The sequence below is a fragment of the Streptomyces sp. NPDC087845 genome (assembly GCF_044742755.1).
GTDB lineage: Bacteria > Actinomycetota > Actinomycetes > Streptomycetales > Streptomycetaceae > Streptomyces.
Genome location: NZ_JBIUVC010000001.1, coordinates 293,160 through 316,310, shown reverse-complemented (window position 1 = coordinate 316,310; position 23,151 = coordinate 293,160). Strand labels below are relative to the sequence as shown.

Annotated in this window: 20 protein-coding genes; 16 read left to right on the top strand and 4 right to left on the bottom strand. The window is 70.2% G+C overall.

The window, feature by feature from the left end:
* Nucleotides 1-153 precede the first annotated feature (153 nt).
* Nucleotides 154-1,821, bottom strand: coding sequence for an amidohydrolase family protein (locus ACIOMQ_RS01405; protein WP_402187527.1), 1,668 nt, complete (start codon nt 1,819-1,821; stop codon nt 154-156).
* Between the two features lie 44 nt (nt 1,822-1,865).
* The gene (locus ACIOMQ_RS01400; RefSeq protein ID WP_362206905.1) at nt 1,866-3,206 is read right to left on the bottom strand and encodes an alanine racemase; all 1,341 of its coding nucleotides are present in this window, start codon (nt 3,204-3,206) and stop codon (nt 1,866-1,868) included.
* 127 nt (nt 3,207-3,333) lie between these two features.
* Between ACIOMQ_RS01400 and ACIOMQ_RS01395 the strand changes: the two genes are divergently transcribed.
* From ACIOMQ_RS01395 to ACIOMQ_RS01380, 4 genes are all read left to right on the top strand, one after another.
* A complete protein-coding gene (locus tag ACIOMQ_RS01395) occupies nt 3,334-4,518 on the top strand; it encodes a sugar kinase (RefSeq protein WP_362206906.1) in 1,185 nt (394 codons plus the stop codon).
* A 73-nt stretch (nt 4,519-4,591) separates the two neighbouring features.
* On the top strand, nt 4,592-5,350 hold the full coding sequence (locus ACIOMQ_RS01390) for an IclR family transcriptional regulator (RefSeq protein WP_362206907.1): 759 nt from the start codon (nt 4,592-4,594) through the stop codon (nt 5,348-5,350).
* A 6-nt stretch (nt 5,351-5,356) separates the two neighbouring features.
* On the top strand, nt 5,357-5,767 hold the full coding sequence (locus ACIOMQ_RS01385) for a RidA family protein (RefSeq protein WP_362206908.1): 411 nt from the start codon (nt 5,357-5,359) through the stop codon (nt 5,765-5,767).
* A gap of 125 nt (nt 5,768-5,892) precedes the next feature.
* On the top strand, nt 5,893-7,368 hold the full coding sequence (locus ACIOMQ_RS01380) for a GntP family permease (protein ID WP_401985478.1): 1,476 nt from the start codon (nt 5,893-5,895) through the stop codon (nt 7,366-7,368).
* Between the two features lie 44 nt (nt 7,369-7,412).
* On the opposite strand, the gene ACIOMQ_RS01375 is transcribed toward ACIOMQ_RS01380, so the two are convergent.
* On the bottom strand, nt 7,413-9,695 hold the full coding sequence (locus ACIOMQ_RS01375; protein WP_402187522.1) for a serine/threonine-protein kinase: 2,283 nt from the start codon (nt 9,693-9,695) through the stop codon (nt 7,413-7,415).
* Between the two features lie 219 nt (nt 9,696-9,914).
* Nucleotides 9,915-11,651 carry a chitinase gene (locus ACIOMQ_RS01370; protein WP_402187519.1) on the bottom strand — a complete coding sequence of 579 codons (1,737 nt, stop codon included), beginning with the start codon at nt 11,649-11,651 and terminating at the stop codon, nt 9,915-9,917.
* Between the two features lie 742 nt (nt 11,652-12,393).
* Between ACIOMQ_RS01370 and ACIOMQ_RS01365 the strand changes: the two genes are divergently transcribed.
* From ACIOMQ_RS01365 to ACIOMQ_RS01310, 12 genes are all read left to right on the top strand, one after another.
* A complete protein-coding gene (locus tag ACIOMQ_RS01365) occupies nt 12,394-13,260 on the top strand; it encodes a hypothetical protein (protein ID WP_362206911.1) in 867 nt (288 codons plus the stop codon).
* A gap of 75 nt (nt 13,261-13,335) precedes the next feature.
* A complete protein-coding gene (gene cpaB / locus ACIOMQ_RS01360) occupies nt 13,336-14,043 on the top strand; it encodes a Flp pilus assembly protein CpaB (RefSeq protein ID WP_362206912.1) in 708 nt (235 codons plus the stop codon).
* 7 nt (nt 14,044-14,050) lie between these two features.
* Nucleotides 14,051-15,355 (top strand): AAA family ATPase, encoded by a 1,305-nt coding sequence (locus ACIOMQ_RS01355; protein ID WP_362206913.1) that lies wholly within the window; start codon nt 14,051-14,053, stop codon nt 15,353-15,355.
* 102 nt (nt 15,356-15,457) lie between these two features.
* Nucleotides 15,458-15,850, top strand: a complete 393-nt coding sequence (locus tag ACIOMQ_RS01350) for a TadE family protein (protein WP_362206914.1) — start codon at nt 15,458-15,460, stop codon at nt 15,848-15,850.
* Nucleotides 15,847-16,245, top strand: coding sequence for a TadE/TadG family type IV pilus assembly protein (locus tag ACIOMQ_RS01345; protein WP_362206915.1), 399 nt, complete (start codon nt 15,847-15,849; stop codon nt 16,243-16,245). Before ACIOMQ_RS01350 ends, ACIOMQ_RS01345 begins: the two co-directional genes overlap by 4 nt.
* A 58-nt stretch (nt 16,246-16,303) precedes the next feature.
* The gene (locus ACIOMQ_RS01340) at nt 16,304-17,641 is read left to right on the top strand and encodes a CpaF family protein (RefSeq protein WP_362206916.1); all 1,338 of its coding nucleotides are present in this window, start codon (nt 16,304-16,306) and stop codon (nt 17,639-17,641) included.
* A gap of 10 nt (nt 17,642-17,651) precedes the next feature.
* Complete coding sequence (locus ACIOMQ_RS01335; protein ID WP_362206917.1) at nt 17,652-18,590, top strand: type II secretion system F family protein; 939 nt, start codon at nt 17,652-17,654, stop codon at nt 18,588-18,590.
* A 14-nt stretch (nt 18,591-18,604) separates the two neighbouring features.
* Nucleotides 18,605-19,492 (top strand): DUF5936 domain-containing protein, encoded by an 888-nt coding sequence (locus ACIOMQ_RS01330; protein WP_362206948.1) that lies wholly within the window; start codon nt 18,605-18,607, stop codon nt 19,490-19,492.
* Nucleotides 19,493-19,543: 51 nt separating this feature from the next.
* On the top strand, nt 19,544-20,860 hold the full coding sequence (locus tag ACIOMQ_RS01325; RefSeq protein WP_402187515.1) for a sensor histidine kinase: 1,317 nt from the start codon (nt 19,544-19,546) through the stop codon (nt 20,858-20,860).
* A 69-nt stretch (nt 20,861-20,929) separates the two neighbouring features.
* Entirely contained in the window at nt 20,930-22,027 is a 1,098-nt protein-coding gene (locus tag ACIOMQ_RS01320; protein ID WP_402187512.1) for a response regulator, read from the top strand.
* Between the two features lie 254 nt (nt 22,028-22,281).
* Nucleotides 22,282-22,512 carry a hypothetical protein gene (locus ACIOMQ_RS01315; RefSeq protein ID WP_362206920.1) on the top strand — a complete coding sequence of 77 codons (231 nt, stop codon included), beginning with the start codon at nt 22,282-22,284 and terminating at the stop codon, nt 22,510-22,512.
* Nucleotides 22,512-23,120 (top strand): pilus assembly protein TadG-related protein, encoded by a 609-nt coding sequence (locus ACIOMQ_RS01310; protein WP_389794149.1) that lies wholly within the window; start codon nt 22,512-22,514, stop codon nt 23,118-23,120. Before ACIOMQ_RS01315 ends, ACIOMQ_RS01310 begins: the two co-directional genes overlap by 1 nt.
* The last annotated feature ends 31 nt before the right edge of the window (nt 23,121-23,151 follow it).

Here is a 23,151-nt window from a genome sequence, read left to right as displayed (position 1 = left end):
AGGCGGGCGCCTCGGGCTCGGGACGGCGAGCGCTCCGGGGGCGCGGGCGCCGGCTCCGGCGGATCACCTGTGGCCGGGCGCCGCGGGTAGATCACCCGTGGCCGCGCATCGGCTCCGGCGGATCACTTTTGGTCGGGTGCCGGCTCCGGCCGATCACCTGTGGCCGGGCGTCTGGTCCGGCAGACCGCCGGCGCCCTGCCCCGCCCGTGCCGCGCCGCCCCGCACCGCCTTTCCCGCCAGTACCTGCGTCCGGCGGCCGTCCTTGATGACGAAGCGGCCGTCGATCAGCACGTGCGGGATGCCGACCGGCAGCGTGCGCGGTTCCTCGAATGTCGAGCCCGCCGCCACCGTCGCCGGGTCGAAGAGGACCAGATCCGCGCGGTAGCCCTCGCGGACGTACCCCCGGTCGGCCAGCCGCAGCCGCCGCGCGGGGCGGGAGGTGAGGTGGGCGACGCACTCCTCCAGCGACAGGATGCCCAACTCCCTCACGTACCTGCCGAGATACTGCGGGAACGTGCCGTACGCGCGCGGGTGCGGTTTGTCGCCCTGGAGGATGCCGTCGCTGCCGCCGGTGTGCACCCGGTGGCGCATGATCCGCCGGACGTTCTCCTCGTGGCCCACGTGCTGGAGGATCGTGGAGCCGAGCCGGTCCTCGACGAGCAGCCGGCGGGCGGTCACCCAGGGCGCCTCGCCGCGCAGGCGGGCGGACTCCGCCACCGTACGGCCGACATGGCCGGCGAGGCCGGGCGTGCTGACGCCCGAGATCTCGATCGTGTCCCACTCGATGGGCACGCCGTGGCAGCCGTCCGAGCCCAGCACCTCCATGTGGTGCCGGATCCGCTCCGCCGTCGTGTCGTCCGCCAGGCGCGTGAGGACCGACTCGGGTCCGCCCTCGCCCGCCCAGCTCGGCAGCATCGCGACGAGGGTGGTGCAGCCGGGGGTGTACGGGTAGGTGTCGAGGGAAATGTCCGCGCCCGCGTCCAGGGCGGCGTCGAGCAGGGCGAGAAGCTCGGGCGCCCTGCCCTTGTTCACACCGAAGTTCATGGTGGCGTGGGCGAGGTGGAGGGCGCACCCCGCGTTCCTGGTGAGCCGCACCATCTCCTCGTACGCGCCGAGCGCGCCCGCCCCGTACGAGCGGTGGTGCGGGCAGTAGTAGCCGCCGTACCGGGCCACCACCCGGCACAGTTCGGTGAGTTCGGAGTCGTCCGCGTACATGCCGGGGGTGTACGTGAGGCCGGAGGACATGCCGACCGCGCCGTCCGTCATGCCCTGGGCGACGAGTTCCTTCATCCGGGCCAGCTCGGCGCCGGTGGCCGGGCGGTCCTCCCAGCCCATCGCGTGCATCCGGACCGTGCCCTGGGGGATGAGGTAGGCGGCGTTGACCGCGATGCCCTGCCCGCCGAAGTTGCGGTCGAGGCGGTCCAGGTACTCGCCGACCGTGCGCCAGTCGAAGTCGACGTCCGCGCCGTCGCCGTTCCAGCCGGTGATCGTCTTCCGCACCTCGGCGAGCGTGCGGTCGTCGACGGGGGCGTACGACAGGCCGTCCTGGCCGAGGACTTCGAGCGTGACGCCCTGCGCGGCCTTGGCGCTGTGGTCGGGGTCGCGCAGCAGCGCGAGATCGCTGTGCGCGTGCATGTCGACGAAGCCGGGGGAGAGGGCGAGCCCGTCGGCGTCGAGGGTGCGACGGGCGGAGGGGCGCGGGCCGGGGGCGTCTTCGGGGTGGATCTCGGCGATCCGGCCGTCGGCGATGGCCACGTCGGCGCGGCGGGCGGGGGCGCCGGTGCCGTCGACGACGTGTGCGTTGCGGATGACCAGGTCCATGGGGCTCGCCTTTCAGGGGTGTTCGCTCCCCGACCCGCGAAGGATCAGAAGAACGTGCGGATGTAGTCGGTGACCGTGCCGTCCGCCTCCACCAGCGGAATCAGCTGCCACTTGTCGAAGCTCGTGCACGGATGCGACAGGCCCATCCCCACCCAGTCGCCCACCTCCAGCTCCGTGCCCGGCTCCGTACGCACCCACGTGTGCTGGTCCGACAGCCTGCTGACCGTGACACCCGTCGCGGGCCGGACCGTGCCGTCGCGGCCGGACCGTACGACCTGGGCCTGCGGGAGGTCGAGGTCGTACGCCGCGTCCCGCTTGCCCGCGTTCAGGAACGCCTGCTCGGGCGAGGGGCGGGAGACGACCTGGGCCCACAGCCGGAAGGCGGGCCGCAGTGCTCCCTCCTCCGGAACGCGGTTGAACGGGGTGAGGTGGCGGTAGTGGCCGTCGTCGTGCGAGACGTACGCCCCCGAGCGCAGCAGCTTGAGCACCGGACCGGAGAGTTCCGGGATCCGGGCGAACACGTCCGCCACCGCGTCGAACCACGCGCTGCCGCCCGCGCTGATCACGATCCCCTCACCGGCCGCCACCAACGCCGCGAACCTGCCCGCGCGGTCGAACTCGACGGCCAGTGCCACGAGCCGGCCCAGCCACTCCTGTACCCGCTCGCCGGACGCGTCCGGCACCTCGCCCTCGTACCCGGCCACGCCCACCAGACGCAGCGTCCCGGTCGCGGCCACCGCGTCGGCGACCGCCGCGCACTCCGCCCCGGTGCGGACACCGGTGCGCGCGCCGTCGCCCGCGCCCAGCTCCACGACGACGTCCACGGGGCGGGAGGCGTCCGCCGCCCGCAGCGCCTCGTCCATCAGCTCCACGCCGCGCACCGAGTCGACGTAGCAGATGAACCGGAACTCCGGGTCGCGGTCCAGCTCGCCGGCCAGCCAGCGCAGGGCCACGGCGTCGACGAGCTCGTTGGCGAGGAAGATCCGCCGGATTCCGTAAGCCCGGTAGACCCGCGCCTGGTGCGGCACGGCCGCGGTGATGCCCCAGGCGCCGCGCGCCAGCTGGCGGGCGAAGAGCTGCGGGGACATGGAGGTCTTGCCGTGCGGGGCGAAGGCGAGCCCATGGCGCTCCGCGTACGCCTCCAGAAGGGCGAGATTGTGCTCGACCGACTCGGCGGACAGGGCGAGCACCGGGGTGGTGAAGCCGCCCGAGAAGAGATTGCGCCGCTCGGCGGCGAGGGCGCCGACGGTCAGGCCCTCCGCGTCGGGCGGGAGCGCCTTGAAGCGGTGGTCGACCAGCTCGTCGGCAAGTCCGGCCACAGGACGGTCGGCGGCCAAGGGGGCCTCCTCGATCGAAGTGTTCGTTGCAGCATATGCAACACCCATTGCGCATATCGCTTGACGCTGTCTAACATCCGAGCCGACGCCGGGTCAATGCCGCCGGCCGGCGCCGTTCCTCCCGGAACCACTGCCCCGCATCGCCGAACCCCACCGATCCCGCGAGGAGCCCCGAGTGCCCGGAACCCCGGCCAGGACCGCCGACGCCGACACGGCCGCCGAAGTCGTGTGCCTCGGCGAGTCCATGGTGACGTTCCTGCCGTCGCAGCCCGGACGCCTCGCCGACGTGCCCTCCTTCGGCCGCGGCATCGGCGGCGCCGAGTCCAACGTCGCCTGCGCTCTCGCCGCGGCCGGGCACCGGGCGGCCTGGGTCGGGCGGGTCGGCGCGGACGGGTTCGGGGACCACCTCGTCGAGGCGATCGCCGGGTACGGGGTCGACACCTCCGCCGTGCGGCGCGATCCGGTGCGGCCCACCGGGATCTACTTCCGTACGGCGACGGACCGGGCCACCGATGTGCACGAGGTCGCGTACTACCGGGCCGGGTCCGCCGCCTCCGCGATGTCCCCGGACAACGTCCCGTACGAGGTGCTGTTCGCGGCCCGTGTCCTGCACCTGTCCGGCATCACGGCGGCGCTCTCCGCCGACTGCCTGGCCCTGCTCCACGACCTGACCGCGCCCCGGCCCGACCGCCCCCTGATCTCCTTCGACGTCAACCTCCGGCCGGGCCTGTGGCGTGACACCGACGCCGCCCCCGGCGTCCTCCTCGACCTGGCCCGCCGCTCCGACCTGGTCTTCGTCGGCGAGGACGAGGCGGAGGAGGCGTGGGGGGTGAAGGGCGCGGAGGCGATCCGCGCGGTGCTGCCGGAGCCGGAGGTGCTGGTCGTGAAGCGCGGGTCCGACGGCGCGACGGTGTTCTCGGGGCGCCGCCCCGGCCCCCGCTCCTCGAACGCGGCAGGGGCCGGCCAGGCCTTCGGGGAAGCCGGACATGCCTCCGCGAAGGCCGGTCGAGCCTCCGCAGAGGCCGGACATGTCTCCGGAAGGGCCGGTCGAGCCTCCGCAGAGGCCGACTCCGTCATCACCGTCCCCGCCCTCCACGTCGACGTCGTCGCCCCCGTCGGCGCCGGCGACGCCTTCGCCGCCGGGTTCCTCTCCGCCACCCTCCGCGATCTCCCCGTACGCGACCGCGTCCGGCACGGCCACCTCATGGCCGCCGCCGTCCTCACCGTCCCCGGCGACCTCACCGCCCCTCCGGCCCGCGCGCACGCTGACGCCCTTGCGGCACTGGACGACGACGCCTGGGGGAGACTTCGTCTCGGCCCCGGGTGGACGGGGGACGACCAGGAGGTACGGACGACGTGAGCGAGCACAGCGAGCGAACGGACAAGAGGGGAGTCCCGGGCGAAGACCGGGCCGAGGGCAGCGAGGCACGCGCATGAGCCAGACCGTCGACCGGGCGCTGAGCATCCTGCCGCTGCTCGCCCAGGGGCCCGCCGACCTCGGACAGGTCGCCGAGCGGCTCGGCGTCCACAAGTCCACCGCGCTGCGCCTGCTCCGCACGCTCCACGAACACGGGCTCGTCTACCGCCAGCAGGACCAGCGCTACCGCCTCGGCGCCCGTCTCTTCGCCCTCGCGCAGGAAGCCGTCGAGAACCTCGACGTACGCGAGATCGCCCACCCCCACCTCGTCGAACTCAACGAGAGCTGCGGTCACACCGTGCATCTCGCGGTGTACGAGGAGCACGAGGTCCTCTACATCGACAAGGTCGAGAGCCGCTACCCGGTCCGGATGTACTCGCGCATCGGGAAACCCGTCGCGATCACCGTCGCCGCCGTGGCGAAGCTGCTCCTTGCCGACCTCACCGAGCCCGAGCGGCGTGCCCTCGCCGAGAAGCTCGACTACCCCATGTACACGTCCCGTTCGATCCCGAACGCCGGTGCCTTCCTCAAGGAGCTCGCCGTCGTCCGCGAACAGGGCTGGGCCACCGACCTCGGCGGCCACGAGGAGTCCATCAACTGCGTCGGCGCCCCCATCCGGGGAGCGGACGGGCGGGTCGTCGCCGCCATGTCGGTCTCCGCGCCCAATGTCGTCGTCACGGCAGAGGAACTCCTCACCCTGCTCCCCCTGGTGCGCCGCACCGCCGACACCATCAGCCGGGAGTACTCCGGCACCAACCAACCCAAGAGAGCCTGAACAGCCATGACCGAGAAGATCGCCCTCACCCCGAGCACCCACACCACGCCCCCCGCGAAGTTCTCGCACGGCGTGAAGAAGGGGAACATCCTCCAGGTCGCCGGCCAGGTCGGCTTCCTCCCCGCCGTCGAGGGCCAGGCCCCGACCCCCGCCGGTCCGACACTGCGCGAGCAGACCCTCCAGACCTTCGCCAACGTCAAGGCGATCCTGGAAGAGGGCGGCGCGAGCTGGGACGACGTGATGATGATGCGCGTCTACCTCACGGATGTGGACCACTTCGCCGAGATGAACGAGATCTACAACACCTACTTCGGCGAGCAGAACCTGAAGGCGGCCCCCGCCGCCCGTACGACGGTCTACGTCGGCCTCCCCAAGGGCCTGCTCATCGAGATCGACGCGCTCGCGGTCCTCGGCTGAACCAGCGATCCACTTGCCGCACCCGCTCCACCGCACCACCGCGCACGGCACGGCGCCCCACCCCGCAGGGGCGCCGTGCCGTGCTCCCCCACACCCGGAACCCGTCGCCCACAACGGAGTTACGCATGCTGCTCGCCGCAACCCCACCACCGGCCGAGACCCCACCCCACACCGGTGGCATCCTCCCGCTGATCGACGGCACCGCCGGTCTGCTGACCGTCGCCGCCCTCGGCATCGCGCTCCTCCTCTTCCTGATCATCAAGGTCAGGCTGCAGCCGTTCGTCGCGCTGCTCGCCGTCTCCATAGCCGTCGGCCTGGGCGCCGGCCTCTCCGTCACCGAGCTCTTCGGCACGGTCCAGAAGTCCGCCGCCGTCTCCGTCATCGAATCCGGCATGGGCGGCATCCTCGGCCATGTGGCGATCATCATCGGCCTCGGCACGATGCTCGGCGCGATCCTCGAAGTCTCGGGCGGCGCCGAGGTGTTGAGCGCCCGCCTGCTGAACCTCTTCGGCGAGAAGCGGGCCCCGCTCGCCATGGGACTCACCGGCCTCGTCTTCGGCGTCCCGGTCTTCTTCGACGTCGGCATCTTCGTCCTCGCGCCGATCGTGTACGCCGCCACAAAGCGCTCCGGAAAGTCGATCCTGCTCTACGCGATGCCGCTGCTGGCGGGCCTCTCGATGACCCACGCCTTCCTGCCGCCGCACCCGGGCCCCGTCGCCGCCGCCGGACTCTTCCACGTCTCCCTCGGCTGGGTCATCCTGATGGGCGCCGTCGTCGGCATCCCGTCCGTGCTCGCCGCCTGGGGCTACGCCGCGTGGATCGGCAAGCGGATCTTCGTCGAGGTCCCGCAGGACATGGTCGACGCCGCCGAGGAGGCCAGGGCCGCGGTCGTCGCCGAACAGCGGGCCGCGGGCGTCGCCCCGCGCGAGGAGCCGGTCGCGCTCTCCACCGTACTCACGATCATCGGCACCCCACTGGCGCTGATCCTCGCCGCGACGTTCTCCTCCATCGCACTGGACCCCTCCACCCCGCGCTCCGTCATCGAGTTCTTCGGCAACCCCTTCGTCGCCCTGACGATCGCGCTGGTGCTGGCGTACTACCTGCTGGGCATCCGCCGCGGCTGGTCCCGCAAGTCCCTGGAATCGGTGTCCACTTCCTCACTCAAGCCGGTCGGCAACATCCTGCTGGTGGTCGGCGCGGGCGGTGTGTTCGGCGCCGTCCTCAAGGCCAGCGGCATCGCGGACGCCCTCGCCAAGACCTTCAACGACGTCGGCCTGCCGGTCATCCTGCTCGCCTGGCTGATCTCCGTGGTGCTGCGCGTCGCCCAGGGCTCGGCGACGGTCGCCATCGTCACCACCGCCGGCATCGTCGTCCCCCTGGTCGAGGGCCAGGACCTGTCGCAGGCACACCTCGCCCTGATCATCATGGCGATCTCGGCCGGTTCGATCTTCGCCTCGCACGTGAACGACGGCGGCTTCTGGATGGTGTCGAAGTACTTCGGCATCTCCGAACGCGACACCCTGAAGTCCTGGACGGTCCTGGAGACGGTCCTGTCGGTCGCGGGGTTCGCGGTGGCGGCGCTGCTCAGCCTGGTGATCTAGCGTCTCCCGTCCGGATCGTGCCGGGGGCGCCGGGCCGGGCCGGTTCAGACCCCCGACGCGCAGATGATGCTCCGGCCGTTGTTCACCGGCCAGTACCAGAACCGCTCGCCGGGCCCGGCCGGACAGGTCCAGTTCGTGCCCGCCGCAGGTGCCCGGTAGTAGCCGGTGATCCGGAGGATCGACTGGCCGGCCCGGGGCACGGTCGACGCGTGGCAGTTCCATACCACCGTCAGATCGGCGTTGGTGGCCCCCTTGACCTGTGCGGGGAAGCACTGGCCCACCTGGTACACGCGGTCGAGGCAGAGCGTCCTCGCGACACCGTCCGCACCGGACTTGCGCCACCACGTGAAGCCCGGCCCGCTGGCGCAGGAACCGGAGGCCCCGGCGCCGGTGCTGACGCGATTGACGTGCATATAGGCGTTCGACGCCCGGCAGCCCACCCGGATCGGCCTGGTGGCGCTCATGTTGCCGTGCCCGTCGTTGTAGACGTCGAGGCAGTCACCGGAGCGCACCGCGGCGAACGCCCGGTCGGTGGCGTCCGGGGTGGGCGTCGGGGTGGGCGTCGGCGTAGGTGTGGGTGTGGGTGTGGGGGACGAATCTGCGGCGCCGCTGCTGGAGTCGTCGGTGCTGTCGCCGCCGGAACCGCCGTCGTCGTGGCTGTCGGAGCCGGCGCCGCTGCCGTCGGTACGCGTGTCGAGGTCGCTGCCTGCGGTGACGGCACCGGAACCGGTGGTACTGGAAGAGGTCCCGCCGCTGCCGCCCGCCGACCCCGACGTCTCCCAGGGCTGCCAGATCGCCAGGGCGACGACGACGGCCACGACGACCAGCCAGCCCCAGTTCGAGGAGCTGCCCGAAGGGGCGGCCGGCGAGGGCGTCGTGCGCGTCGGGCCCGGGGTGGGCGAACCGGTGGCGGCCGAAGCGGCACGCGCCCGCGCGGCACGGGCCGCCCGCTCGGCGCGCTCCCGCTCGGCGCGCTCCTGCGCGGCCCGCTCCCGCTGGGCCTCCTGCTGCGCGGCCCGTTGCCGCTCCGCCCGCTGCCGCTCCGCGTGCTCGGCCTCCAGACAGGCCGCCTCCGCCCGCTGCCGCTCCGCGCGCTCGGCCTCCAGACAGGCCGCCTCCGCCCGCTGCCGTTCCGCGCGCTCGGCCTCCGCACGTTCCCGTTCCGCACGCTCCTGCCGGACGCGCTCGGCCCGGTCGCGCTCCTCCTGTTCCCGTTCGGCCTGCTCCGCCCGCTGCCGCTCCGCCAGCTCCGCGAGCACCGCCAGGTCCTGCCGCGCGCGTTCGCGGCGGGCGCGGTCACGGGCCGCGCGGGCCTCGCGCTCCGGCGGGTAGACCAGGGTCGGCGGCGAGGGCGGCACCACCCTCGTGCGCTGGTCGACGGTCGGGGCCACCGGGTGCGTACGGCGGTCGTTCGCGAGTTCCAGGCCCTGCGTCGCGTACGCGCCGATCAGCGCCGTCCACCGCGGCGGCAGCCACCGGGTGCCGCTGTGCGTGGCCGGCAGACCGGCCTGGTCCCTGTGGAACCGGGCGAGCAGCTCCGCGGGTTCGGGGCGTCCTGCCGGGTCGACGGCCAGGCAGGGCCGGATCGTCGCGACGAGTTCCTTCGGCAGACCGTCGAGGTGGAGTTCGCCCCGCTGGACGCGGGCCAGCAGCCGGAGAGTGTCGCCGTCCGCGCGGTAGGGCGGCCGTCCGGTGGCGAGCAGGAAGAGCGTGGCACCCAGGGAGTAGACGTCGGACGCGGCGGTCGACGCCTCGCCACGGGCCTGTTCCGGCGAGGTGAAGGCGATCGTGCCGAGCGTGAGCCCGGTGAGGGTGAGGTCGCTGGCGTGCGAGATGCCGAAGTCGATGACCCGGGGGCCCTCCAGCGGCAGCAGCACGTTCTGCGGCTTCACATCGCGGTGGACGATGCCCACCCCGTGCAGCGTGACCAGCGCCTCCGCGGTCCCGGCGGCGATCCACCGTACGGCCGAGGCCGGTAACACACCGCAGTTGCGGACGAGTTCGGAGAGCGGCGGTGCGGCGATGTAGTCGATGGCCATCCACGGCCGCTCGGCGTCGGGGTCGGAGTCACGTACGCGCGCCGTGTACGCGCTGTCGACCCGTTGGGCGAGCGACACCTCGCGGGCGAAGCGCCGCCGGTCGACCGCGCTGACGGTCCCCTCGGCCAGCAGTGTCTTCACGGCGACCAGGCCCCGGCCGCCGCGCTCACCGCCGCGGGCCAGGTAGATCCGTCCCATGCCGCCGGAGGCCAGCCGCCCGATCAGCCGGTATGGTCCGAGCACCGCCGGATCGTCCGCACCCAGCGCCTGAACCCGCGCCCCGGCCATGTCACTCCCCCTGTCGCAGCACCGCGCCCCCACCACGGTGGCACGCGAGCGCCCATGAGGCCATGGGCCGGGGCCGTCCCGGACACCGCACCCGGGTCCGGGACAGGCGCGGGACGCCCCCGGCCCGGTGGACCGGCCAGGGCGGGGCCCCGGCCCCGTACATGCAGCAGCGCCGCCGGGGGAGCGGCGGCGCTGCTGGTCAGGAGGTACGGCTACCGGCTACGGCAGGCCGTGGACGTGCGGGGCCACCGCGTTCGACCAGGCGTTGCCCGACTTGGCGTCCCAGTTGGTCGACCAGGTCATCGCGCCGCGGAGACCCGGGTAGGTCTTCGAGGGCTTGAAGGTGCCGCAGTTGGTGCCCGAGGCCAGGCAGTCCAGGGCCGCGTTCACGACCGAGGGGGACACATAGCCGCTGCCCGCGCCGCTGGTGGAGGCGGGGACTCCGAGGCCGACCTGGGACGGGTCGAGGCCGCCCTCCAGCTGGATGCAGGCGAGCGCGGTGAGGAAGTCCACCGAGCCCTGCGAGTAGACCTTGCCGTCGCAGCCGAGCATCGAACCGCTGTTGTAGTACTGCATGTTGACGACGGTGAGGATGTCCTTGATGCCGAGCGCCGTCTTGAAGTACTCGCCCGAGGTGGACTGCATGTCGATGGTCTGCGGGGCCATCGTGATGACGAGACCGGAGCCCGCCTTCTGGGACAGCGAGCGCAGCGCCTTCGTCATGTACATGGAGTTGAGGCCGTTCTCCAGGTCGATGTCGACGCCGTTGAAGCCGTACTCCTGGATGAGCGAGTACACCGAGTTGGCGAAGTTGGTGGCGGAGGCGTCGCTGTTGACCGAGACGGACCCCTTCTCACCGCCGACCGAGATGATGACGTTCTTCCCGGCCGCCTGCTTCGCCTTGATGTCGGCCTTGAACTGGTCGACGGTGTAGCCGTTCAGGCCCGCCGTGTCCAGGTTGAAGGTGACGGCACCCGGCGTGGTCGTGGCGTCGGCGAAGGAGACCGCGATGATGTCGTAGTTCGCGGGCACGTCGCTGAGCTTCTGCACGGTCGCGCCGTTGTTGAAGTTCTGCCAGTAGCCGGTCACCGCGTGCTTGGGCACCGAGGTGCCGGGGTTGGGGTTGCCGCCGCCGTCCTTGGCCGTACGGCCGCTGACCGTCGCGGACTTGACGGATTCACCGGCCGCGTTGGTGGCGGTCACCGCGAACTGGTACGCCGTGTCGGCGGCCAGGCCCGTGACCGTGGTGGAGGTACCGGTGGACGTGGTGGCCTTCGTGCCGTCCCGGTAGACGGTGTAGCCGGTCGCGCCGGACACCGCGTTCCAGGACAGGGCCACGGAGGAGGACGTGGTCGCGCCGACGGAGAGGCCGGCGGGCGCGGCGGGGATGCTCGGCATGGGGTCGGTGCCGCCACCGCCGTCGGGACCGCTGACCGAGACGTCGTCCACCAGGTAGGCGGCCTGCCCGTACCAGCCGTGCGTGTAGACCGTGACCGAGGTGGTGTTCGGGCCGGTCTTGAAGCTGGTGGTGAGCTGCGACCAGCCGGTGGAGCCGGGGGACCAGGTCGACACGTCGGTGGTCCCGGTGCCGCTCGCGCCGAGATACGCGTACCCGCCCTGCACCCAGGAGCTGAGCGTGTACGTCGAGTCGGGCTTCACGGCCACGGTCTGGGCGCACTTCGCGTTGTCCTGGCCGGCCGGGGTGGCCTTGAGGGCGGCGGTGCCGCCGTGCACGGGCGAGGAGACGGTGGTGCCGCTGCCGCCGGAACAGGTCCAGTTGGCGAGCCCCGACTCGAAGCCCGCGTTCTTGGCGACGTTGATGTCGGCGGCCTGGGCGTTGCTGACGAGACCGGTGGCGGTCAGCGCGCCGGCCGCGAGGACGGCCAGGGCGCCGCCGAGGAGCGGTCGGGTGTGGCGCCTGCGGAGTCTGTGGCCGCTGACGGGGGAAGGTTCCACTTGCTGCCTCCGTGGGGGAGTTGGGATGCCGAGCGGGGGTACTCGGGGAAGGCCGGGCAGGGGTGCTCGGAGGTGCCCGGGGACACCCGGGAAGGAGCCGGTGGGGTCGGCCGACGGGTATCGCTGACTGTCTTCGGAGTGACGCGGGGATGAAGAGGGAGTGGAGTGGAGCGACGGTGGCCACCGCTGGCCGATAAACTGGTCCAGACCAATCAAGTTGTCAAGACCTCTGGCGGCGACAGCTGTGCGGGCGGTGCCCGCCGGACCGCTCCGCGCCATCCCCGTCGCGCACCCGCGACCACCCCCGCGCAGGTTCCGGAACCGCCGTGAACTCCCAATGAATTGACGTTTTGTTGACCTCGTGTTCCCCCGTGCGGGTGACGCGGCCCAGATGCCCGGACAGTGACGACCCGGCCCTCGCGGGGGCGTCGTGCGTCAGGTTCCGCATCCGGCCTGACGTGCGGAAATCAATTCGAGGCCACAGGTAATCAGAAGGTGGATTCGTAACACTCCGCAGTGGTACAGAAGTTAACGGATTTCGATTTGGTCCGATTTAGTACGGGGGCGTTGCCCGGCCGTCTCGCACACGTTGTCGTACTGGCCCCCGAAAAGTGTTCTCTGCCAGGTAGGACGTGGATAAAGTGCTGAGGCAGAACCGCGGAGCAGGAGCGATTGCGGCCTACGTCATGACCGGCGTTTGGCCGGAGCCGAAACGGGGAACAGCGTGCCGACCGCAATAGCAGTGACCAGTGCTGATTTGGTACTACCTCCGACCGACCAGCAGACACCGACAGCCGCTCTGCTGCAGGCGCCCGACGCGCAGGCGCTGGAGATGGCCATCGGTGACATGCATGTGCTGCTCGAACAGCACGGGTACGTCGTCGCCGTCTACCCGACCGGTATCGCGCCCGCTCACGAGCGCCGCCTCTACTCCGTACGGTCCGTACTGGAGAGCGACCGCATCGCTCTGCTCAAGGTGGACCTCCCCCCCTTGGGTGTCGCCGTGCTCGTCAGGCAGCTGCGCCAGTTGTCCATCTGTGACTTCAGCCCGGGAGTGGTCGCCTCCGCCGCCCGGCTGCTGTCCCACTACATCCACGCCGGTGCCCTGCTGAACTCGGTCACCAAGTTCGACCGGGTCCCGGTCGACCTCAGGACGCACGCGCAGTCCTGGGTCCCGGGCTCCCAGTTCGCCGTGGTCGCGGGGCCGAACCCGCAGCTCGTCAAGGTCGGCCCGAAGGCGGACCTGCCGACCGGCCCGGAGTTCGCCACCCACCTCATGACCGCCAAGGGGCAGTCGCAATCCGAGTGGGTCAAGCAGACTCTCGCACCCGCGTGGCAGGTCCAGTCCATTCATGAGGCCGCCCTCCCGTCCGATTCCCCGGCTTGGTGGGGAACCGGGAAACTGGTGGAATTCGCCGCCTATCTTCCAGACATCTCCGTCCTGTACCAATTGGTGTCCTCCGTACGCCGTGAGAACTGCCACTGGTGCGGAATGGAGCTCATCGGTGACCGCTGCGGGTTCTGCTCCTCCCCGCTACCCGCAGCCGAGAGCCGAATGCACCCCGCCGGTGTCCTCAGCCACGGAGCGCCCGCACCACCGCAGTCCTAGCGCTTCCGCTTTCCTCCGTAGACGCCCTCCTGTCCGCTGCCCCACGCATCCGATCCGAACGAGGTTGTCCGGCCCATGAACTCCCGCCAGCGCCGCGGCGTGATACTCCTGCTTTTGTCGGTTCTGTGCGCCTTCGGCGCCTTCGCCGGCGTGCTCTCGGTGATCAGCGACGTCAACTCCAAGGTCGGCCCCGAAGTCTCGGCCTACCAGCTGAAGTCCGACGTGGCGCCCTACACAGCCCTGTCGTCCGGGCAGTTCGAGAAGATCTCGATGCCGAAGCGCTGGCTCTCCACCAACGCGGTGACCGACCTCTCCGAGGTGAACGGCAAGATCGCGGTCACCCAGCTGCGCAAGGGCTCGCTGCTCCAATCCGACATGATGCAGAAGCGCCCCGAACTGCAGCCCGGGGAGCAGGAGATCGCCATCATGATCGACGCCGCGACCGGCGTCGCGGGCAAGATCACCCCCGGCGCCACGGTCAACATCTACGCCACCTTCGCCGGTGAACGCGACAGCGACCCCTCCCAGTCGAAGGTCATCGTCTCCAACGCCAAGGTGCTGGACGTCGGCAAGCTCACCGCCCTGGAGCCGAGCCACGACGGCAAGTCCAACATGGGCACCGAGGCCGTCCCGATCACCTTCGCGCTCAACACGCTCGACACCCAGCGCATCGCCTACGCCGAGTCCTTCGCGGAGCACGTACGCCTCGCGCTCCTGGCCTCCGGCAGCGACAGCACCATCCGTCCGGGCGACCGCACCTACACGCTCGACAAGGACAAGTGAGGATCGGATGACCACCAGGATCCTCCCGGCCGTCGGTGACCTCGACGCGGCCAGATCCGTCACCACCCTGCTCAGCCAGCTCCCCGACGCGGATCCGGCAACTCCGGTCAATGACTCGACCCAGCTCATCGACGCCCTCGCCCGGCTCGCGGGCGAATCGCTCGACGATCTGCCCGAGGTCGTGCTGGTCCACGAGCGGATCGGCCCGGTGCCGGCGCTGGAGCTGATCCGGGAGGTCTCCCTGCGCTTCCCCGCCATCGGGGTCGTGCTGATCACCGCCGACGTCACCCCCGGCCTGTTCGCCTCCGCCATGGAGTCGGGCGCGCGAGGTGTCATCACGCTGCCCCTGAGCTACGAGGAACTGGCCAACCGGGTCCAGTCCGCCGCCCAGTGGTCCGTCGGCGTCCGCCGCCACCTGAGCGCCGGAGCCGATGTCTTCACCGGCCCCGGCGGCACGGTCATCACGGTCAGCGGCGCCAAGGGCGGGGTCGGCGCCACCGTCACCGCCGTCCAACTCGCCCTGGCGGCCCAGGCATCCGGGCGCAACGTCGCCCTCGTCGACATGGACCTCCAGGCCGGCGACATCGGCTCGTACCTCGATGTGCAGTTCCGGCGCTCCATCGTCGACCTGTCGACCATCACCGACATCTCGCCGCGCGTCCTGTCCGACGCCGTGTTCAGCCACGCCTCCGGCCTCGCGCTGCTCCTGGCGCCCGGGGAGGGCGAGAGCGCCGAGGAGGTCAGCGACCGCTCGGCCCGGCAGATCGTCAGCGCCCTGCGCTCGCGCTACGAGGTGGTGGTGATCGACTGCGGCAGCCAGCTCCAGGGCGCCAGCGCCGCGGCCATCGAGATGGCCGACAGGGCGCTGCTGGTCACCACCCCCGATGTGATCGCGGTGCGCGGTGCCAAACGCCTCGTACGCATGTGGGACCGGCTCCAGATCCGCAAGGCGGAGGAGACGGTCACCGTGGTCAACCGGTTCATCCGCAACACCGAGATCCAGCCGCAGCTGATCGAGAAGATCACCGGAACCCGGACGGCGAACACGGCCGTTCCCGCGAACTTCAAGGAACTCCAGAGCGTCGTCGACGCGGGCCGACTGCACGACCTCGACTCCAGGAGCACCGTCAAACAGGCCCTCTGGGCCCTTGCGGGCGAGCTGGGCATCGTGAAGGTTCCTGACAAGGCGGAGAAGAGTGGCGCGAAGAGCGGCGGAGTACTCAAGAACGACCGGGGCTCGATCGGGCGCCCACGCCTCGGCAGACGCGACGGCGATGCCCGGAACCGGGCAACGACCAAGGGGGCAAGTTGACCAATGGCAGTTACCGAGACGACAGACGTGGAGATACGGGGAAGGCGCTGCGTTGATCCTTCCTCGGCCCGGGGAACGGGCCGGGGAACGGTCCGGGGCCGGATGCACGGCCGACTGCTCGGCCGCGAGCGGGACCGCGGCCAGACCGCGATCGAGTTCCTGGGTGTCACGCCGCTGATCATCCTGCTGGCGGTCGCGCTCTGGCAGTGCGCGCTGATCGGCTACACGTTCTCCCTGGCGGGGAACGCGGCGGACGAGGCGGCGCACCAGGGGGCCATCACGGAGGGCTCGCGCAAGGACGCGTGCAGGGACGCGGCCGACAGGGAGCTGCCGAAGGCCTGGCGGCGTGCGATGAAGACGACGAAGTGCAGCGCTTCGGGCGGGTTGTACAAGGCCGAGGTCAGGCTGCAGGTGCCCGTCCTGGTGCCCGGCGTACTCAACTGGCCGTTCGGCGTCGAGGGCAATGCCGCGGCACCGCTGGAGGCTGAGCGATGAACATGCCGATCCACACACCGGGCGGTACGGCCGTTGCGTCCCGCCGGGACCGCGGCCAAGTCGCCATCGAGTACATGGGTTTCATTCCGCTGTTGCTTCTGGTGGGTCTTCTCGCGATCCAGCTGGGGGTCGCGGCGTACGCCGTGAACCAGGCGGGCACCGGCGCCCGCGCGGCGGCGCGTACCGCCAGCCAGGACGTGTCGCAGGGAGACCCCGTGAGGGCCGGCCGCGAGGCGATGAGCGACTGGCTCGGCCGCTACAAGAATTCGCGGTTCATCCGCGATGTCGGGACCGGCGAAGTGACCTACACGGCTCGCGTGAAGATCCCCTCCGTCGTACCCGGAATCGACAACTGGGGCTGGGCCGAGCGCAGTTCCACCATGCCGCGAGGGTGACCGGCGCCCGCACCGCACGACCGGGGCACCACAGTTTTTCCGAGCGAGGAGTTACGCAATGAGTCTGCGGGCACGCATGACCGCCCCCGAGAAGAACGGCGGGGGGCGGGAGGACAGCCACATGGTGGCGTCCTACCGCGCCAAGCTGCTCGAAGAGATCGACCTGGCCGAGATGTCCTCGCTCGCCGCCGCAGACCGGCGGGCCCGGCTGGAGCGCGTGCTCAGCCACATCATCAGCCGCGAAGGACCAGTTCTCTCGACCGTCGAACGCACCCAGCTGATCCGCCGGGTCGTCGACGAGGCCCTCGGTCTGGGCATCCTGGAACCGCTCCTCGAAGACGCGTCCATCACCGAGATCATGGTGAACGGACCGGACCAGATATTCGTCGAGCGCAGCGGCAGGGTCGAACAGCTGCCGATGCGCTTCAGTTCTCACGAACAGCTGATGCAGACCATCGAGCGCATCGTGTCGACCGTCAACCGGCGCGTGGACGAGCAGAACCCCATGGTCGACGCGCGTCTACCCAGTGGTGAGCGTGTCAACGTGATCATCCCACCGCTCTCGCTGACCGGTGCGACGCTCACCATCCGACGGTTCCCGAGGGCCTTCACGCTCCAGGAAATGATCAATGTCGGCTCGCTCGACGAGCAGATGCTGATTCTGCTGTCCGGGTTCGTCCAGGCCAAGCTCAACGTCATCGTCTCCGGTGCCACCGGCACCGGGAAGACGACGCTCCTCAACGCGCTCTCCGGCCTCATTCCCAACAGCGAGCGCATTGTCACCATCGAGGACTCCGCCGAGCTCCAGCTCCAGCAGAGCCACGTGATCCGGCTGGAGTCCCGGCCGGCGAATGTCGAGGGGAAGGGCCAGATCACCATCCGCGACCTGGTCCGCAACTCCCTGCGTATGCGCCCCGACCGCATCGTCGTCGGTGAGGTCCGTGGCGGTGAATCGCTCGACATGCTCCAGGCGATGTCGACCGGTCACGACGGCTCGCTCGCCACCGTCCACGCCAACAACGCCGAGGACGCGCTCATGCGTCTGCAGACCCTGGCCTCGATGTCGGAGATCAAGATCCCGTTCGAGGCGCTGCACGACCAGATCAACAGCGCCGTCGACGTCATTGTCCAGCTCACCCGGCACGCCGACGGCTCCCGCAAGATCACCGAGATCGCCGTCCTCGACTCGCACGGCCGCGATCCGTACCGCATCGTGACCGTCGCCCGGTTCGACGCCCAGCCGATGGACGCCGAAGGGCGGATCAACGGCGAGTTCACCTACCTCCCGATCCCGCGCAAGATCGCCGAGCGCCTCTACATGGCCAGCCAGCCCGTCCCGCAGGCCTTCGGGGTCGCCGATTCCGCCGAACAGCTCGCCACCCGAGAGGCCAACTAGGTACCGTGTCATGACGAATCTCCCTCTTCTCACGATCGGCGTGACGCTGCTCTGCGGCATTACGGGCGTCGCGGGCCTGCACGCCTACTCGGGCGGCAAGGCCGACCGGGACGCCCTGGTGGACCGCCTTTCGCACACCGGTCACATCCCGGAGACCGGACGGCACCGCCGCTTCCGGGGCCTCGACACCAGGCTGCGCAAGACCGCCCTGGGCCGGAAGCTCGAACTGAAGCTGGCCGCCACCGGCCTGGACATCACCCCGGGTGAGTTCTTCGTCTACGCGCTGGCCGCCATGGCCGGACTGTGGATGATCGCCTCGTCGATCCTCGCCAGCTTCTTCGGCCCGGTGGCCGCCCTGATCGGCCTGTGGGGCACCAACGCCTTTCTGAACTGGCAGCGGACCAAGCGCACCGAACGCTTCATCAACCAGCTCCCGGAGCTCGCCCGTATCCTCGCCAACGCCACCCAGGCCGGCCTCGCGCTGCGTACCTCCATCAGCATGGCGGCGGACGAGATGGAGGACCCGGCGGGCGAGGAACTGGCCCGGGTCTCCCGCCGCCTCGCCGTCGGTGAACCGCTCGACGACGCACTGAGCGAGCTGACCGACCGGCTGCCCTCCCGCGAACTCGTCGTTCTCGTGACCACCCTCGTCCTGTCCAACCGGGCCGGCGGTACGGTCGTCAGCTCGCTGCGCAACCTCACCGAGACACTGGAAGAGCGCAAGGAGACCCGGCGCGAGGTCAAGACCCAGCTCTCCCAGGTCACAGTCACCGCCTATGCCGTCCCCATCTTCGGCCTGGGCGCCATGCTCCTGATGAACGCGGTCATGCCCGGCGCGCTCGACCGCATGACCGGTGCCTTCATCGGCCAGGTCGCGGTGGTCATCGCCATCACCCTGTACACGATCGGATTCATCGTGATCCGCCGCATGTCCCGGATCGACGTCTGATGGGCGGGGCGCACATGGACCTGCTGCTCGCGGGCGTCATGGGACTCGCGGTGTACGGAGCCATCGCGGGCATCCGCATGTACCGGCGCGATGCCAAGCTCCCCGTCGACCTCGCCATCGCCCTGGAGGTCGGTTCCACCCGCACCAGCGCGGTCGGCTCCGGCATCGACCGTCTCGGCATGCGCTGGGCCCCTTCGGTCCTGCGGATGATGGGCCCCAAGGCCGTCAACAAGAAGCGCCACCAGATCGACCTGGCGGGCAACCCGGGCGGTCTGACCATCGACCGCTACGCCGCCCGCCGGGCCGTCTACGGGGGCCTCGGTCTGCTCGGCGCGTTCACGATGATCATCCGCGGGCAGATCTTCCTCTCCCTGGTGCTGATCGCCTTCGGACTGTTCTGGGTCGAGGTCGGCCTCTGGTCGGCGGTCCGCGTCCGCCGCGACCACATCGACCGAACCCTCCCCGACTTCCTCGATGTCCTCGCCGTCGTAGTCTCCGCGGGCCTCGGATTCCGTCAGGCCCTGGCCCGCGTCGCCGAGAAGTACGAGGGCCCCTGGGCCGACGAACTGCGGATCACCCTGCGCCAGATGGACATGGGCGTCAGCCGCCGTGAGGCGTTCGAGCAGCTGCGCAAGCGCAACGACTCGGAGCAGGTCGCGATGTTCGTGACCACGCTCCAGCAGGGCGAGGAGCTCGGTGCGCCGATCGTCGAGACGCTGATCCAGATCGCCAACGACATGCGGCGCACCGACGCCCAGAACGCCCGTCGGAAGGCCGCCAGGGCCGTTCCCAAGGCGACCTTCGCGGTCACGACCTTCCTGCTCCCCGGAACCCTGGTGCTGCTGACGGTCGGCTTCGTCTACGGGGCCAACGTCGACTTCAGCTTCCTCACGGGCGGATGACGTGAACAACGCGCACGGTGGGCAGGAGGGTCGGACGGAGGTGACAGGCTCATGTCGTTCCAACTCGGCGGCATTCAGACCGGACTGAACGCGGAGGTGCGTCGGGCGATCGCTGATCCCGGTTTGCGTCCGGCGTTCACGATCCAGGTCAACGCGCTCCAGGCGATGTGCCGACAGGTCTTCGGCTTCCGGCTCGCGATGATCGCCATCGCCACCCCGTTCGCGATCGGCCACACCGCCTCGGGCCCGGCCTCCTGGCTGATCGGCTCGGCCATCCTCGTCACCTTCATGGGCTCGTACGTCCTCTTCCGCGACTGGGAACGCTTCGGACCCGTACTCCTGCGCCACCCCTGGCTGCTCGGCATAGACGCCTTCTTCGGCGCCCTGCTGCTGATCACGGCCAGCCCCGAGTCCACCCTCGCGTACGTCACCGTGTGCACTCCGCTGCTGGCCGGTCTCGTCTACGGCTGGCGTGGGGCGGCGGTCTTCGCCGCACTCCAGATAGTGATCGTCCTCGGCGTGTACGGCACCGATCCGAAGCTGCAGCCCGCCGACGCCACGGCGCTTCTCCTCCCCGGCTTCTGCATCATCGCCGGGGCGGTGGGCGTCACCCTGCGCAATCTGCTTCTGCGCTTCGGTGCAGCCAGCCAAGCTCTTACCGAGACACGGGCCCGTCTCGCCGTCAACGAGGCCGTGGAGGGCGAACGGACCCGGCTCGCACGAGAGATGCACGACTCGGTGGCCAAGACCTTGCACGGCCTGGCCCTGGCCGCCGACGGCCTGGCCGGTTCCTCCGACCGCATGGACCCGCTCACCGTCAGACACCGGGCCGAACTGGTGGCTCGCGCCGCCCGCCGGGCCGCCGCCGAGTCCCGCGAACTCCTCTCTGACCTGCGCCGCGAGTCGGGACTCGACGGCGGCGTGGACGTCGTACGAGAACTCCGGGCCCGGGCGGAGGACTTCACCCGACGCCACCCGCTCACAGCCACCTTCCGACTGCTCAACGACACCCCTGTCCCCAACGTCCCCCAGGCGGTCGCGCGTCAGCTGCTCACTGTCGCGTCCGAAGCGATGGAGAACGCCCACCGACACGCCCAGCCCACCTACCTCGTCGTGCTCGCAGGCGTGAAGTGCGATGTCCTGCGCGTCAGCGTGTACGACGACGGGCGCGGTCTGCCCGCGGGCATCACGCTCGACGACCTCCGGCACGCCGGGCACTTCGGTCTTGTCGGCATGGTCGAACGCGCCGCATCCATCGGTGCCCGCATCCGCATCGGGAAGGGCCAGGCGGCCAAAGGCACCGAGGTACGCCTGGAGCTCCCGATCGCCGCTCTCAGCACCGCACCGGAAGCAGAACAACCCGACTGAACAGCAGCCGAACCGAGCAGTTCAAACTCCACCCTCACCCCCCCATAGAACCCTGAGAGGAGGTCGCAGATGCCGGACGACGTCTCCCGCGCGTCGGGCCAGAACTGGGCAGCACAGAACCACGCCTCCCAGCACACGTCCTCGCACGTCACCCCGCTCAATTCGGAGCCCAGCTCCCCAGCGCTCCCCGTCCCCAAGCAGTCCGCGGCATCCGAGTCCATGCCTCCCTTCCCCGCAGCGGCGTCCGCGCCCGTTCCCGGCGCCCTGCGAGTCGTCGTCGCCGACGACAACCCGGTGGTCCGGGCAGGCCTGGGCGTCCTGCTCTCGGGCCGCGACGACATCGACGTCGTGGCCGAGGCCACGGACGGCCGCCAGGCCTATGACATGGCGGTTCTGCACCGCCCGGACGTCGTCCTGCTCGACGTCCGCATGCCCGGCGTCGACGGCATCTCCGCGCTGCCGCACCTCGTACGGGTCGCACCGGTCATGATGCTGACCTACAGCCGCGAGAGCGAGATCGTGCACGAGGCACTGCGCCTCGGCGCGAGCGGCTACCTGGTCCACGGTGAGTTCACGGCCGGTCAGCTGGTGCAGGCCGTACGCGACACCAAGAACGGCCGGGCCCACTTCACCGCCACCGCGGCCAACGCGCTCCTGGCCCACATGCGTCAGGGCCCCGGACCGCAGGGGCGACCGCTCCCGGAAGGCCTGGGCGCGGCCCTGACCACAGGTGTTCCCTACCAGGGACCCGGGTACGACGGGCAGGGCCCGAGTTCCCTTCAGCAACATGGTGTACCCGCCCGTGTGCCCACGTCCGAACCGTCTCCACCTGCGGCACGACCGCTCCTTCCCGCACAGGGTCTTTCGCATCTGCAACCAGTTGTGGCACAGTCTTCCGTGACCGGGAGGCCGGACTTGTCTCCCAACGGGCGGCAGTACGGGTTGAGTTCGCGGGAGGTGGAGGTCATGGAACTGATCGCGTCCGGCATGAGCAATCAGCAGATCGCCGCCACCTGCTTCATCAGCGAGAAGACGGTCAAGAACCACATCAACCGCATCTTCACCAAGCTGCACAGCGCCACTCGGAGCGAGGCAATCGCACGCTGGCTCGGAACAGCTCCTGCTGCGGGACCAGGGGTACGCGGGGCCGGTGGTCACCGTGGCTGAGCGGAGAAGCACAAGCGACGGGGATACCGCGGCCGTGAGTGCGGGGCGTGGGGTCCGGCACATCACGGCACAGGCCCAACCGACTGTTTGGGCCCGGGAATGGGTCCTGGGGCCCTCCGGCGGCCAGGGCGCCCGGCCGTATGTTTCTCATGTCGCCAGCGGCACCGGCCAGGAGGAAGCCGGTACCGCGGGCGACACCAAGGAAACGTGCGAGTCGGCCGGCTGTCGGTCGGCCGAACCCGGAGGGGAAAACCATGTCGGACATGACCCTGAAGACCGTCGTTCGCGTCCAGGGCTGGGCCAACACCGCCGTGAGCCGCATCCAGAAGCGTTACGAGAACATGGACCGCGGCCAGACGGCGTTCGAGTACCTGGGCATCATCCTGGTGGTCGTGGCGATCATCGGCGCGATCGTGGCGACGGGTATCGGCAGCGCGATCAGCGAGAAGATCAAGGGCCTGGTGAACACCATCAAGACCCAGTAATGCGGCGTCGCACCCGAACCGATGCAGGGCAGGCCTTCCCCATCTACGTAGTGATGGTGGTGGGCCTGCTCTTCCTCGCGTTCGTCTTCTTTGCCGTCGGCAAGGCTGCGGCCCTGCGCAATGGGGCCCAGGGGGCGGCCGACGCCGCGGCCCTGGCTGCCGGCCAGCAGGCTCGTGAGAACTTCGAGGCACCTTTCCTCGCGTCACTTCCCGGGAAGATGCTGGATCCCTTTCTACAGGCCCACCCGGTTCAAGGGTGCACTGCGGCCCAGGGACTGGCTGACTCGAACCGGGCGCGTGTCACGGACTGTTACCCGATTCCTGGCGGCCTTCGAGACCGGATCAGGGTTGAGGTCAAGGGCCACGACCCGGTGGACTCGCCGGTGGTTCCGGATACGAAGAAGATCTTCGCGGAGACCAAGGCGACTGTGGTGATCGAGTTCCGCTGCCCTGACTGGGAGTCCGTGGACTTCAACGACGACGGAGTCCAGGACATGTACTTCTTCACCTGCAGAGGTGGCGAGATGCTCGAAATAGAGCCGAGCAACCCCCCGCCCTGGTCCAAGGTGAGCAAGATTCTCTACGACGTGCACCTGGTCGACAAGTGACAGCGAACGACGAGTAAAGGAATCAGAACCC